Raw genomic sequence first — 15,305 nt, 5'->3', positions numbered from 1 at the left:
CAGGTGCGGTGGAAGTCATCTATTTCTCCTCATCGTTGTTGCCGAGGGAATCGTGAACGCGCACGATGTGAGGCAGCCGCAGCAGGCCGTTCCGCTACACACATGACACCGATGTCATTTGTAACCGCCGCGAACTCTATTCCGGATAAGACAACGTTGTCAATCTCAAATACGCAACTTATACTTTTTCAGGTTTCAAACAAGGTGCGGACCCCGTTCGCTAAACATCTACGCACAAAGCCATCACCCCTACGCCGCCATCGGAGCCTGTCACATGTTGAAACGCCTGGTACTGCTCGCCTCGGTCTTGAGCGCCTTCGCCCCCCTCACCGCACAACAGCGTCTCGTCGATACCGTCAATCCATTCCTGGGAACAGCACCTCTCACCAATCCGGCTGATATCGGGTTCAACCCTCCGTGGAGAGTCTGGGCTGGACTGACCTTTCCCGGCGCTTCCGTACCGAACGCAATGGTGCAGCTCAGCCCCATCTCGAAATGGCACAGTGGCGCAGGCTACGAATATGAAAGCGACACGATCTACGCCTTCGCGCACACCAACAAAGGCCATTGGAACCTCTGCTACATCCCGGTAATGCCCGCAGACGGCACGATCGACCCGGAAGACTTCGGCTCGCACTTCACGCACGCGAAGGAAACCGCGCACCCTGGCTATTACCAGGTCTATCTCGATCGCTACCACGTCAATGTGGAGCTCACCAGCACCCTCCGCACTGGCTATCACCGCTACACCTTTGACGATGCCACCGGGCCGAAGAAGCTCATCGTGAACATGCCCGTCTCAAACGAGCGCGTGCACGACTGGAAGATCGAGCAGGAGGGTGACAATGCCTTCTCCGGCTACCAGCACGCCAGCGAGACCGTTTACTTCTACGCCGAAACCAGCCGGAAGATCAAAGCCATCGAGCGCCTGAATAACGGAAAGGGCGAACTGCCGGTAGTCGACTTTGCCGATGACGCCGGCAAGGTGATCGAGATGAAGATCGGCCTGTCTTTCACGAGCGTTGAGAACGCGAAGAAGAATCTTGAAGCCGAACTGGCAGGGAAGAGCTTTGAAGATGTGAGGACAGCGGCTTCATCTCAATGGGAGACTCTGCTCGAAAAGATCCGCGTCACTGGCGGAACCGACAAGCAGCGGATGCTCTTCTACTCCAGTCTCTATCGTTCGTTCCTATGGCCGGCGCTGCGCAGCGATGTAGACGGTGAGTACACCGACGAGAAGGGAAATGTCGTCAAAGCCGACGGCCAGTACTACACCCTGCCGTCACTCTGGGACGACTACCGCAACAAGCTGGTGCTGCTCGGAATGATCTCTCCCCAGGTAACGGTCGATGTGATCAAGTCCCTCATCGACCGCGGCGAGAAGACCGGCTTCATCCCGACCTTCTTCCACGGCGATCACGCCTCGGTCTTCATCGCCGGCTCGTATCTTCGCGGCCTGCGCGGTTTCGACGTAAATGAAGCCTATCGGCTGCTGTTACGTAATGCCACGGTCGAAGGCGGCACGCGCCCATACATTGCCGAGTACATGGAGAAGGGCTACATCTCCACACCTGACATTCCCAATCCCAACGTCGAGACGAAAGCCAAGGCCGGCGTCACCAAGACCCTCGAATACTCCTATGACGACTACGCCGTCGCGCAACTCGCGAAGGTGCTCAACGACCAGCAGAATTACGACATGCTGATCAAGCGCTCGAAGAATTACAAGAACCTCTTCGATCCTTCGACCGGCCTCATGCGCGGACGCCTCGAGAACGGCGACTGGGTAAAGAACTTCAACCCCGAGTATCCCTACTACGAGTACATGTACCGTGAAGCCAATGCCTGGCAGGCGTCATTCTTCGCACCACATGATACTCAGGGACTGATCGCGCTTTATCCGAGCAATCAGGCCTTTGAACAGCAGATCGACAAGCTGTTCACCATCCCCTGGAACCCGAATTACATAGCCGAGAACATCAACAGCTTCATCGGCCAGTACACCCAGTCCAACCAGCCTGATCACGGCTTCCCGTATCTCTACTACTTCGTTGGCAAGCAGGAGAAGTCGCAGGCGCGCCTCAACCAGATCATGGACAAGTTTTATGGCATGGGACCGGAAGGCCTGGCGCTTTGCGGCATGGACGACGCCGGCGAGATGTCCTCCTGGTACGTCTTCAACGCCATCGGGCTTTATACCTACTCACCCGCCGATCCGCAGTACATCGTGACCGTGCCCCTCTTCGACCGCACGGAGTTCACTATGAGCAACGGCAAGGTAGTCACCATCGTCCGTAAGCATGATGGTGAAAAGATCACCGGCATACGCTACGGCGGTAAGAAGATCGACGGCTATTTCGTTTCCCACGACGATTTGCTTCAGGGCGGGAAACTGGAGATCAGCACAAAGTAGCGTTGCTCGACGGCACAACAAAGGGGGAGGCGCGAAATTTCGCGCCTCCCTCACTCTTTGCGGGTAAGACCACAGATCCTCCACTCAGGACTTTCCCCTCCGAAAAGTAATAAAGCGAAACCAGTGCCCTAGCTGATTTATACGGAAAACGGTTGCGCGTATCCGTTCCTGCATATCGCTGACCTCCACAACTCCCCGGCGCAGAAGCGCCGTATATCCGATCTAAGGGGGCCCCTATAACCTTTTCTTATGGTTACGGAAGATTTCTGTTGACAGGATTTTCATAATCGAAACACAATCGTTTACTTTCGTTTTTTAAATGCGGTTGTTTCGAACGCAATCAGTTGTTCAATAAAAGGCGCTGCAGCAAAGAAAAGCGTCCGCAAATGCCCTGAAGGGCAATGCTGTACATCCTGCAGAACATCAAGAGAGGCCGTGATGCTCAAACGTTTATGTTTGCTTTGTGCGTTTGTCTGTTTGCTCAGTTCCTACGCGTTCGCACAGACGACCAATGCAACCTTGCTTGGCACAGTGACCGACACCTCCGGGGCAGTTGTCGCCGGAGCGCAGGTTACATTGCTTGAACCCAAGACCGGAAGAACGGTGCGACAGATCACCTCCAAAGGCGACGGTGGTTTTGAGTTCGACGAACTCCTTTCCGGCACCTACGAACTTCACGCGTCCGCTACCAGCTTCAAGATGTTCGTCGCCAAGGACGTTGTTCTCGACAGCGGCCAGGTCCGCCGCCTTGACCCGCAGCTGGCTCTCGGGCAAGCCGTGGAAGAGGTCACAGTCAATGCCGGCGCAGCCGTCATCAATACCGAGAATGCGACGCTGACCGCGCTCTTTACCGCGAAGGAGCATGACCAGTCACCCCAGGTCACGATCTACCCGAGCACCTGGTACCAGCTGACCACCCTTGCCGGCGTGCAGGGCGGCACGTACCCGCCGGTGGCCGACGGTGAAACCGCGCAGAACCAGACGCAGACCTTCGATGGAATTCCGAACGACCTGAACGGCATTCAGAACAACAACGCCAATTTCTACGAGCAGGTTTCGGCGACGCTCTTCAATGCTCCAGCCGAAAGCCCGGTTCCGTTTGAAATGAACCAGGTAACCAAGCGCGGCCAGAATGCACTGCATGGCAAGGCGACCTATCGTATTTACGACTCGGTCTTCGACGCTACCGGCTACTTCAATACGACCAAGTCGCCCTATATCCAGCACGAGTGGGACCTCGAAGCCAGCGGCCCTATCTGGAAGGATCACACCTTCTTCTATGCCGGATGGTTCGCACAGCGTATTCCACTCGGCACCCTCACCGTGGCCAGCGTGCCTTCGAATGCATGGCGTAATGGCGTGTTCTCACAGACGATCATCGATCCCACGACCGGCCAGCCGTTCCCGAATAACACCATTCCGGCGAACCGCATCAGCCCGGTCTCGCTGGCGGTTCAGAACAACTATCTTCCTGCCGCGAACATCGACCCGAACGGCACGGTCAACAACTACCAGTGGCATTTCCCCTTCAACAGCGATCTCTTCCAGGGTGACTGGCCGATCGTTCGCATCGATCACACCTTCAGCCCGAAGGATTCGGTCTTTGTCCGCTGGATGTTCCGCCGGACGCCGTACGTACTGAGCGACGGCCTTCCGTCCGCCGTCTGGACGCGCCTCCGTCACCACGGACAGACCGCTCTCGGCGAAACTCACGTCTTCTCCCCGACGCTCATCAACAATCTCCGCCTCGGCTACTCGACCGACTACATCATCGACGGAACTTCGCAGGCAGGGCAGACTCCTCCCGACGGCAGCCAGGTACTTTCGGCCATCGGCCTCCAGGGAGCAAATCCTAGCGGCCTGACCGGCCAGGGTCTTCCCGAGTTCGATATCAGCGGTCTGACATCGCTTGCCGATGTCTCCGGCGGCGTGAAAGACAACAACAAGATCTTCAATCTCGTCGACACAGTCGACTGGCAGTTCGGTCAGCACTCGATCAAGTTCGGTGGCGGTGTCGAGAAGTACCACAACTTCTACGGCGTCGTGCCTTACTACGGCGACTTCGTCTTCGACGGCTCGGTCACCGCGGTACACAACGCAGACGGCACAACCAGTGGCGGCAACGCGTACGCTGACTTCCTCCTCGGCTATCCGCAATCGGACTCTCGCCAGACTCCACTGAATAACCGTTCGCAGGATCTGACTGAGTACAGCCTCTTTGCCGAAGACTCCTGGAAGGCCACGCGCAAGCTCACCGTAAACTACGGCATCCGCTGGGATTTCTATGGAACCCCGTATGCTGACGATCACCTGATGTACAACTTCGATCCTGCCAGCGGCGACGTCATCGTTGATCCGAAGGGAATCTCGAAGGTCAGCCCGCTCTACCCCTCGAACATCCCTGTCGTCGCCGGCGCTGTTCAGGCCATCGCCGAGAAGAACAACATCGTTCCGCGCATTGGTGTCGCCTACCAACTCAGCGACAACTCGGTCGTTCGCGCGGGCTACGGCATCTTCACTACTCGCCTCGGAACAACAGGGGGGCTGAACAATTTCCTGCCCATCAACCCTCAGCTCGGCTCAACGGGTCCGTTTTCTATCACCGAGGGCTACCTGAACACTTACACGCCTGGAGTACAACCGTTGCTCTCGTTCCCGAACCCATTCCCCGGCACAGGATCGGCTCCAAGCCAGAGCGTGAACGGCTACGATCGCCAGACGAACCACGGCACGGTCCAGCAGTACAACGTGACCTACGAACGCGAGATCGCACATATCGGTCTACGTGTTTCTTATCTGGGATCGGTTGGTGGCGGCCTCAATTACAGCGTCAATACCAACCTCCCGCATCCCAGCACGACGCCTTTCGTTACCTCGAGCAGGCCGTATCCTGAGCTGGTCAGCACGACCATGCTCAAGTACGACGGCAGCTCGCACTTCAACTCCTTCCAACTCGAGGCAAAGCGTCGTGTTGGACACCTTACCTTCAGCGCCAGCTATTCACTCAGCTCAAGCCTGGCCAACTACCTTGATGTCGAGAACCCATACGATGTTCTCGGGCACTGGGCGAACGACGGCCAGACCCGCCGGAACTATTTCTCCGGAAACCTGGTCTATGCTCTGCCCTTCGGCAAGAACCAGCGCTTCCTGGCAGATGGCGGAAAGACCATGGATGACGTGGTTGGAGGCTGGTCTCTGAGCGTGCTCCAGTACGTCGCCTCTGGTCTCGGTTTTTCGCCAGCCTATAGCGGCTCGGATGCGTCGAACACCGGAACCGAGGGTGGCCTGCCCGACCTCGTCGGCAACCCGAACAGCATTCCCGGTGGCAAGAACTACTACAACTGGTTCAATACGGCGGCCTTCGCCGTACCGCAACCCGGAACCTTCGGCAATGCCCGCCCCAACAGCCTGGAAGGCCAGCATCTCTACCAGACGCACCTTTCGCTGACCAAGAGCGTGGCGATTACCGATCGCGTTCATTTCAACTTCGTCACCCAGATGTCCAACATCTTTAACCATCCCCAGTTCCTGAACCCGAGCGGCAATATCTCGGTCGCGGGCGGCAACCAGTTCACCAGCCAGTACGGAACCTTCGATTCGCTCGAAAGCGGGCAGCAGAGGCAGATTACCTTCCTCGGCGGCTTCACTTTCTAACTGCACGACTGCGAACCAACCGGCAGGGTCGCCAACCAGCGGTCCTGCCGGTTTTCTTTTTATGGAAGGAAAATCCTGCTCCGTTACACAACTTTGGGATCGGTGTAGTCGTCTTCGGCTGGTTTTCGTCTACGTATATTGTTAAGAGCGCGGGAAGGCACGCCACGACAGAGCGCTCGTTGCAGTCTGCGTGGTCCCGGGTCGTAACGGAGTCCTTATTGCCAGTTCACACCACCCTGCATTACCTGTTTATCGAACTCTTATGCGTAGCTGTTGCCTTTCTCGGCGCGAAATGGGGAGGCTGGCTCAAGGTCGCTCGCTGGCTGGAGTCTAAGATCGCGGCCGCCAGCAGCCATCCCTGGCTCTGCTTCTTCGGGCTTATCGCGCTCTGCTTCGCTGTGCGGGCAGCGCTGCTGCCCATGGATCCCGTGCCGCGCCCGCTGATTCACGACGAATTCAGCTACATGCTGGCTGCGGACACTTTCGTCCATGGCCGCCTCACGAATCCTGTCCCTCCCGTTCCGCAGGCGTTCGAGACCTTCCACGAAAACATCTGGCCCACCTACCAATCCATGTACCTGCCCGGTACAGGCCTGGTGCTTGCAGCCGGCAAGCTCATCGGTCTGCCGTGGATCACGGTTGTTCTCTCCACAGCGCTCTTCTGCGCGTTGCTGTATTGGGCCGTATCCGCATGGTTGCCACGTGGCTATGCGCTGGCCGTTGCGCTGCTGGCTTGTGTCATCTGCCTGAACTGGAATCGCTGGTTCGACAATTACTTCTGCCTGGGGATTGAAGCCGTCGCCGGAGCGCTGGTCTTCGGCAGCCTTCCGAGGATTCTCAGCCGAAAGACAGTCTTGTCAGTGCTGCCCCTCGGTCTCGGTCTTTGTATCTTTGTGCTCACACGCCCCTACGAGGGATGCGTCGTCTCGCTGCCTGCCGTACTCATCCTGATGTGGTGCCTGAGGCCTGCCGGATGGGGACGTATCGCGCTGTTGTCTGTACCGCCGTTGCTCATGCTGGCGGCGACCTTCGCGTGGCTCTTTTACTACAACTGGCGAGGCACGGGGCATCCATTGCTTTTTGCCTACGTAACCAACTACAAGCGGTATCACATCACCGGACCGTTTCTGTTTTCGCATCTGCAGCCGATTCCGAACTATCACCACGAGTCGATGCGCAGGTTTTATCTGGGTTGGGAGCTCGGCCAGCACGAAACCATCATGAGCAAGCCCTTCTGGTTTCTGCGCAAGAAGTTCAAGATTTACTACGAGGTCTTTGTCGTCGGAAACGGCCTGCTCCTGTTGTTTGGCTTCGTCTCGCTGCTGCGCTCGAGAAAACAACCGCAGCTTGCGGTTTGCGTGGCGTTTCTGGCCTTCGTTCTGCAGATTATCCTGATGGCATGGGAGCCCTACCCGCAATATGGAGCCTCCGCCGCCGCGGTCTTGTTCCTGCTGATAGCCTTCGGCCTCTACCGGTTGCGCAACACGCAGATCGCAGGCATCAGCGGGCGGGATCTCGTACGAGGATGGCTGCTGGCGCAGATCGTCATCACTGGCAGCATCTTCTACCGCCACGCGAAACGCGATTCGCTCCCGCTTGATCCGCGCTATTCAGACGTCGATCGTCCCGCTGTCGAAAAGGCGCTTTTGCAGAGCCCAGGAAAAGACCTCTGCCTCGTCCGCTATGGACCGGATCATCGAGGCGAAGAGGAATGGGTCTTCAACGATGCCGACCTGCAGAACTCACCGATCGTCTGGGCAAGGAGCATGAGTGCGGAGACAGACCGCCAGTTGATCGCCGCGTTCCCCGGCCGCAAGGTCTGGGTTGTGCAGCCGGAGTCGGTCTCGCAGCGCCTGGTGTCTTATTCATCGCTGCCGGCGCCATCGTCATCGCGAGTATCTGAAGCGACGGCGAACGGCGGTTGAAGGAGGAACCATTCGACGGATTGCTCATCCTCTTTGCCGGGGATGAGGCAGACAAAGCAAGAAAGAATCGTGGCTGTCCCCATAAGTAAACCCGCGTACAAGGACAGTCTTTGAAATTGCAACTGCATTGACTTCACAGTCGAAGAAAGGCTGTATCTGATGTATTTGTGGAAGCATTCGGTCGCCGCAAAGACCATCTTCGCTCTATCTCTTTTCACCGGTTCGGTCTTCGCCCAGTCCACCACGGGCCGCCTGCCGAAAACCATCGAAGGCTACAACACGGTACAGATCCCAGGCACCGTCAGTCCGCGTGCCACCGCGAAATATGAGACAGGCCGCGCCAACGCCGGCATGCGCCTGGACGGCATGACGATGTACTTCGCCCCAACCCTCGCCCAGCAGGCCGATCTTAAGCTGCTGTTGAGCGAGCAGCAGACGCCCGGCTCTGCCAACTATCACAAATGGCTCACCCCTGCGCAGTTTGCCAGCCGCTTCGGACTCAGCGCGGCGGACATCGCGACGGTAAAGACCTGGCTCGAGCAGCAGGGCTTTACGGTCGATCGAGTAGGGAACAGCCGCACCAGCATCACCTTCTCCGGCTCGGCATCGCAGGTCGAATCCGCCTTCCAGACCGAGATCCATAACTACACTCAGGCTGGCGTCACGCACATCGCCAACTCGACGCCGGTCTCGGTTCCGTCTGCCTTGTCAGGTGTCGTACGCTCCATTGCGAATCTCAACAACTTCCGTCCGCAGCCTCACGTGCGGTTTCACAGCGCCAGCGTGCAGTCGAACTTCACTTCAGGCATGAGCCCCGGCGACCACTACATGACCCCGGGTGACGTGGCGACGGTGTACGACATTAACGCTGCCTACTCTGCCGGCTACACCGGCAGCGGCCAGTCCATTGCCATCATGGGCCAGTCTGCAGTGGATCTCTCCGACATCGAAGCCTTCCAGACCGCAACCGGATTGCCGGTGAAGGATCCGGCCGTCGTGCTGGTGCCGAACACCGACAGCTCCGAGGTCGTTCAGGGCGATGAAGCCGAGTCCGATCTTGACCTGGAGTATTCGAGCAGCATCGCCAAGGGTGCGAATATCTACTTCGTCTACACCGGCAACAGTAAAAACAACCAGGGTGTTTTCGATTCGCTCGCCTACGCAGTCGATACCGATATCGCACCCATTATCAGCCTGAGCTATGGACTCTGCGAGCAGGACCTCAACTCCACTCAGGGTGGAAAAGCCGAGCACGAGACCATCGAAGCGAATCTCCAGCAGGCCGCGACCCAGGGACAGAGCGTCATCGTCTCCAGTGGAGACACCGGCTCGACCGCCTGCTACGCCGATGTGAGCCCCACCGACAAAACCGTCACCTCCGATGAAACACAGCTCGCCGTCGCCTACCCGGCAAGCAGCGCTTATGTCACAGCAATGGGCGGCACGGAGTTTCCATCGGCTGACGTCGCATCGACCAACTCCACCTACTGGGAGTCTGCGAGCGGAAGCGACGTGATCGCGTCAGCACTCTCCTACATCCCCGAACAGGTTTGGAATGACGACAGCGCAACCTACGGAGCCAAATATGGACCGTACTATGCGATTTCCGCCGGAGGCGGCGGTACCAGCACGCTGACGACGCGGCCCACCTGGCAGGCCGGAGTGACTGGCATCACCAGCGGGACACAGCGGATGCTCCCCGATATCTCTCTCGACTCCTCGCCGGACAACGCTGGATACCTCTACTGCACCAGCGACACCACCGCCTGGAGTAGCGGCCAGAAGGCAAGCTGCAACAGCGGCTTCCGCGATTCAAGCTCGCAGGATCTTACCATTGCCGGGGGCACAAGCTTTGCCGCGCCCATTTTTGCCGGCATGCTGGCCATCGTCAATCAAAAGACGAATTCCAACGGCCAGGGCCTGATCAACTCAACTCTGTACACCCTCGCCGCCGACGCCGCAACCTACGCCTCGGCCTTCCACGACATCACCAGCGGTGGCAATCAGTGCACCGCCGGAACCACCTACTGCTCGACCGCCGGCGCGGCCAGTTATGCAGCAACCACTGGCTACGACGAGGCCAGCGGATTAGGCTCCATCGACCTCAACAACCTGATGGATGCCTGGCCTGCCACTGCCACGACCGCGCTTACGCCCACAGTGACCTCATTGAACGCGGCGAGCGCGGACCCCGCTTCCGGAGCAAGCGATGTCATCACAATCTCGGTAGCGTCGTCTGCGACCTCGCTTGCCGCCACACCCACTGGAACCCTGACGATCAAGCTCGATGGCGCCACGCAAAGCTCTACGCTTGACCTCTCCAGTGGGGCAGCTACGTATACCTTCTCGTCCACCACTGCGGGTTCACACGTCATTACCGCGGCATATTCAGGGGACACAACTTTCGCGGCATCCACCGGCACCGTTACGGTTGACGTCGGCGGCTCGTCCGGAAGTTCTTCCGGCGGCTCCATCACGATGACTGCGGCAAACATCTCGGTCGCGGCAGGAAACTCGGGAACCTCGACAGTGACGGTCACGCCGGCCAACTCCTACGCCGGTACCGTTGGCTTCACGCTCTCGACGAGCAGCACCTCGGTGCAGCAATACGGCTGCTACGACATCAGCAACCTGCCAGTGACCGCGAATGCAACCGCAACTACCACGCTGACGATTTACACCAGCGAAAGCGCCTGCAGTGCAACCGCCGCGAAAGCCTCCTCTCGCCGTCATAGCTTCGTCAAAGCAGGCAGCAAGTCGGCACAGCTTTCCGCTCCGGCATCACCCTGGCAGTCAGCCCTGCGTATAAGCGCTGCTTTCGGAGCAGCCGGTTTCTGTTTCCTCGGTTTTGGAAAGCGCAGGCGCAAGCTCTGGAGCCTGATGGCGGTTCTGGTCGCTGCTGGACTACTCGGACTGGCGTCTGGCTGTGGTTCGAGCGGAAACAGCTCGTCCTCCTCCACATCCTCCAGTTCAAGCACCAGTACGTCTACCTCCAGCACCACTGTTGCTGCCGGAACCTATACGCTCACCCTCAACGCGGCCGACACGACCGATTCCTCCATCGCTGCCTCCACAACACTGACCCTCACCGTGACACAGTAAGCTCCAGTAACAAGAGACGGCCCGGATGGAAGTCCATCCGGGCCGTCGCCTGTTCCGCAGAAACTGGCAACATCTTCACTTCTGCAAGTAGAAGCGGAAGATCGTCGTCGAACGAAAGACCTTGCCAGCCTTCAATTCCGTGGAGGGGAAATTCGAATGGTGCGGCGAATCCGGCAAGTGCTGGGTCTCCAGCGCAAACCCCGCGCCCTGGAAGAGGTCCTTGCCGTTTGCGAGCGGAATACCATGCCGCAGATGAACGCCGGAGTAGATCTGGATGGAAGGCTCGGTGGTCCGAATCTCCATCGCACGTCCGCTTGCCGGGGAGTACAGGCGTCCAGCCACGTGGCCGGTACCCACATGCGCAAGGTCGAGCGGCATGCTGTAGTCATAGGCCTTGACCGTGCTCAGGTCGCCCGCGGTCTCCGCTCCCATCCGGGACTTGATCAGCGTGGGCTTGCGAAAGTCGAGCGCTGTGCCTTCCACACTGGGCAGAACGCCTGTCGGAATCTGCAGTGCATCGGTAGCAGCATAGCGGCGCGCATAGAGCTGTAAAACCTGATCTGTACCCGGAACCGTGCCGAAGCCCGCAAGGTTGAAGTAAGCGTGGTTGGTCAGGTTCAGCTCAGTGTCCTTGTCCGTCGCCGCCGCGAAAGAGATGGTCAATGCGTCGGAATCACTCCAGCGATAAGTTACAGTCGCGATGAGCTCGCCAGGAAAGCCCTGGTCGCCGCTGGCGCTGTCGAGCGCAAAAGTGACCTGGTGCTTCTCCGGCATGGGCATGTAACGCCATAACCGCTGCTGGTAGTAATCGCGGCCGCCATGCAGGGTAATTCCATTGGCATCCTCCGTAAGAGGATAGTAAACGTCGTCAAGCGTAAATCCCTTGGCAATGCGATTCGCATAGCGCCCCACAACAGAGTTAACGGCGCTCATGGTGTTTGCCTTGTAGTCGGAGAGGTTTCCGAGCTGCATGACCACGTTATCGAGATTGCCGCTTCGATCCGGCACATTTACCTGCAGCAATGTTGCGCCCAGGTCCATCAGCTTGATCGAATGCCCCTTGCTGTTCGTAAGGGTATAGGTATGAATGGCATCGCCGTTCGGCATTGAATCGATCTGCTCAATCGCAAGCTCGCGGGATGCCGCATATGCAGGTACGGTCGAAAGCGAGAAGGCAAGCAGGCAACAGGCAACGATGCTTCGGTATTTTGGTTCTCCCCGTCTCAGGGATTGTTTATCGAGGACCGCGTGCGCGCGCCGCTTCCAGGTGTTCCACTCTGTCATCATTCACCTCCAGCGATTGAGCGCCGAAGGGAAATCGTAACTGATATGGAGCCTTCAATCAAAGCGAACGCGCCACGGACCCAGCCGGAGTGCGGAGCATCAATCGAAGTTGGTCGAACGCGTCACGGATTCCCACGCCTGAAACTCTGCTTTGAGAGATTCCAGGTCTTTTGTCACGTAGTCGATAGCGTCCGGACCCAGCAAAAGGTGAGCAGGGGGATTTGAAGATTCGAGGAGAGTCACCACCGCCCGTCCGGCCTTCGCGGGATCGCCCGGCTGTTTGCCGTCGCGCGCTGCGCGTGCAGCTCGAACAGGGTTGAAGCTCTCATCGTAATCGGCAATGCTGCGCTCCGCCCGCACCATGGACCGTCCTGCCCAGTCCGTTCGGAACATGCCCGGTTCCAGCGCGGTGACAAAGATGTTAAAGGGCTTCACCTCTTTGCCCAGAGAAGCCGATATGCCCTCAAGCGCGTATTTGCTGCCGTGGTAGTACGAAATCCCCGGAAAGGCCATCAGCCCGCCCATTGATGTCACGTTCACAATGCGTCCTTCACGCCGCTTGCGCATAAGCGGCAGAACCGCCTTGATAACCGCCACAGCACCGAACACATTTACATCGAACTGCTGGCGCAACTGCTCCATCGAGCTCTCTTCCAGCAGGCCCTCGTGCCCGTAACCTGCGTTGTTGATCAAGGCATAAATTGGCCCAATCTTCTCCTCAACGTCGGCTACCACCTTTGGAATAGCTTCCTCATCTGTCACATCGAGAACCCGAGCAAAGGACGAACCGGGCTTGATCTTCTCGAATTCTTCAGCGGCGTCCTGCTTACGAACCGTTCCCGCAACGGTATAGCCAGCTGAAAGAAGGGCTTCCGCAAAAGCACGTCCAAGCCCAGTGCTCACTCCGGTAATCAGAACTGTCTTCGCCATATATACTCCTTAATACGATACTGACGGTATCGATAACCCTATGGAGATAAGATACTAGGAGTATCGTATATGTCGCAAAAGATCGTTAAAAAAATAGAGACGGCGGGAAAGACCCGGCCTGGGCGTCCAAGAGGCGAGGATACCGATCGCGTCATTCTTGAAGCGGCATTGCGGCTCGTCTCCACGCGAGGCTTCCGCAATGTCACTGTCGACCAGATAGCGGCCGAAGCCGGTGTTGGGAAAATGACACTCTATCGCCGCTGGCCTAACAAGGCCGCGCTTGTCATGGACGCGTTGCTGGTCCTTGTCGGACCGCGCACGCAATTTCCAGAGGCGGAACGCGCTCTCGACAGCCTGGAAAGCCAACTCTTCCTCCAGGCGCGCTTCTTCTCGAGCGACTACGGCCGGCTCATTCGCTCGCTCATTGCAGAAGCTCAATCGGACATGGAACTCGCCGTCGCCTTCCGTGAGCGTTGGATCGAGCCCAGGCGCGAAGGCGTCATTCAGACGCTCAGGAAGGCCGTTGCGCAAGGCGAGCTGAGAACGAAGATCGACTTTCAACTTGCAACGGACATGCTGTACGGCCCGCTCTACTACCGCCTGCTGCTGGGAACAGGCACGATCGATCGCGCATTCGTTCGCCGCCTGCTGGCACAGTTCCTGGAGGGCCACCGGCCTGCGTGAATTCACTGGGCCGCCGCAGGCATCTCGAACACCACCCACGAGCAGAGAAGACAGGGTCGGGATGCGGCGACGCCATTGTCCTCCTGCCAGCGCAGGCAGCCTCGACACGGCGAAGCGCCTCATGGAGAAGCATGGTCTGGTAAGTGGCGTTGAACTCGTGCCCGGACCTGTTACATTTTGCCGTGTGTTGTCTTCGACGGCGGCAGAGCAGGGAGGCCGATGGCCCTTGTTCACGCCAGGGCAATTCCGAAAGCGGGTAAAGAAGCTACATGTGGCATACCGGGCCTTTCGTCGTTCTCCGAAGGAGAATGCGTGCGTCTACAATAAGAACGTCGTCAGCCTTAGGGTTGTCGATCTCAGGGCTCCGCAGCGCTTCGCCAAAAGACTTCTGCGGGGCCCATCCTGCCCCGCTCATCCGCCAGGAGACAGCGTCGTCCTTCCAGCTTTGGCGCGATCTCATCCCGGTCTTCGCGACGGGGATCAGCCGCTTACCGATTCGAAGAAACGAAGCAGCATCCGGCCCACCAGCCCCGGCTGCTCCCACGGGGCATAGTGCCCGGCGTCGCGAAGTTCCGTAAACTCGGCGCCGTAGCCACCGTTGCGGATCTGCTCGGCGAGCAGCTTCATGTCGGCGGTAGTGGAAGAGGTATCCTCACCGCCGGCCAGCACAAAGCAGGGAACTCGAATCGTCCGCAATGTCTCCACCGAGTCGGGACGCGCCGCCAACCCCTGCAGGATGGCAATCGCCGCCTGCGGTGTGACCGTCTGCATCATCTGCCGCACCAGGTCGATGCGCCCGAATTCGCGCCTTTGAGCCGTGGGACCGATCAGGCTGCCGAGCATGGCGTCGACAAACTCAGCGGTGCCTCGCTCGCGAATCTTCGCGATCCACTCCTCGCGCTTGGCCCGGTTGGCGTCCGAATCCGCCTGCGGGCGCGAGTTGCAAAAAGCCAGTCCGCCGACCCGCGAGGAAGCCTGGCGCCAGAACTCATATAAGGTGTAGCCACCGATGGAGCATCCGGCGAAGAGCGCCCGGCCTACCTCGAGGTCATCGAGCAGTCGAATGAGATCTGCGCTGAGTTTCTGTACCGTAATCGCTCCCGAACCGGCTTCGGAGCGCCCGTGTCCGCGCAGATCGGGAAGAATCAGGCGAAACCGCGAAGCGAGGATCTCGGCAACACTAAGCCAGAACCGGTGATCGCAGGGTGTCGGATGCAGCAGAACCAGGTCGGGTCCGTTGCCCATGGTCGTGTAGAAGAGGCGCGCGTCGTCAGACTGGTAGAAATCGCTCACGAGCCCAGTTTAATCGCCCG

The 15,305-nt window shown here is 58.5% G+C and carries 8 protein-coding genes; 5 read left to right on the top strand and 3 right to left on the bottom strand.

What is annotated here, in order from left to right; all coding sequences use genetic code 11:
* Positions 1 to 274: 274 nt before the first annotated feature.
* The 4 genes from LJD29_RS19440 to LJD29_RS19425 all read left to right on the top strand — a co-directional run bounded on the left by LJD29_RS19440 (position 275) and on the right by LJD29_RS19425 (position 11,094).
* The gene (locus LJD29_RS19440) at positions 275 to 2,413 is read left to right on the top strand and encodes a GH92 family glycosyl hydrolase (protein ID WP_446743233.1); all 2,139 of its coding nucleotides are present in this window, start codon (positions 275 to 277) and stop codon (positions 2,411 to 2,413) included.
* Positions 2,414 to 2,851: 438 nt separating this feature from the next.
* Positions 2,852 to 6,067, top strand: coding sequence for a TonB-dependent receptor (locus LJD29_RS19435; protein WP_446743232.1), 3,216 nt, complete (start codon positions 2,852 to 2,854; stop codon positions 6,065 to 6,067).
* Positions 6,068 to 6,285: 218 nt separating this feature from the next.
* Positions 6,286 to 7,992: a hypothetical protein gene (locus tag LJD29_RS19430; protein ID WP_446743231.1), complete on the top strand. Its 1,707-nt coding sequence runs from the start codon at positions 6,286 to 6,288 to the stop codon at positions 7,990 to 7,992.
* A 159-nt stretch (positions 7,993 to 8,151) separates the two neighbouring features.
* On the top strand, positions 8,152 to 11,094 hold the full coding sequence (locus LJD29_RS19425; protein WP_446743230.1) for a protease pro-enzyme activation domain-containing protein: 2,943 nt from the start codon (positions 8,152 to 8,154) through the stop codon (positions 11,092 to 11,094).
* Between the two features lie 75 nt (positions 11,095 to 11,169).
* Here the strand turns inward: LJD29_RS19425 and LJD29_RS19420 are convergent, their stop codons facing one another.
* Positions 11,170 to 12,381, bottom strand: a complete 1,212-nt coding sequence (locus LJD29_RS19420; RefSeq protein WP_446743229.1) for an aldose epimerase family protein — start codon at positions 12,379 to 12,381, stop codon at positions 11,170 to 11,172.
* Between the two features lie 96 nt (positions 12,382 to 12,477).
* The gene (locus LJD29_RS19415; protein WP_446743228.1) at positions 12,478 to 13,308 is read right to left on the bottom strand and encodes an oxidoreductase; all 831 of its coding nucleotides are present in this window, start codon (positions 13,306 to 13,308) and stop codon (positions 12,478 to 12,480) included.
* Positions 13,309 to 13,377: 69 nt separating this feature from the next.
* On the opposite strand from LJD29_RS19415, the gene LJD29_RS19410 reads away from it, so the two are divergent.
* Positions 13,378 to 13,992, top strand: coding sequence for a TetR/AcrR family transcriptional regulator (locus LJD29_RS19410; protein WP_446743227.1), 615 nt, complete (start codon positions 13,378 to 13,380; stop codon positions 13,990 to 13,992).
* Positions 13,993 to 14,472: 480 nt separating this feature from the next.
* On the opposite strand, the gene LJD29_RS19405 is transcribed toward LJD29_RS19410, so the two are convergent.
* Positions 14,473 to 15,285 carry an alpha/beta fold hydrolase gene (locus tag LJD29_RS19405; protein WP_446743226.1) on the bottom strand — a complete coding sequence of 271 codons (813 nt, stop codon included), beginning with the start codon at positions 15,283 to 15,285 and terminating at the stop codon, positions 14,473 to 14,475.
* Positions 15,286 to 15,305: the final 20 nt, after the last annotated feature.

Source organism: Silvibacterium acidisoli (genome assembly GCA_022870745.1).
In the GTDB taxonomy this organism is placed as follows: domain Bacteria; phylum Acidobacteriota; class Terriglobia; order Terriglobales; family Acidobacteriaceae; genus Silvibacterium.
Note: the sequence above shows the minus strand (reverse complement) of the source record. Positions and strands in the feature narration are given on the sequence as shown.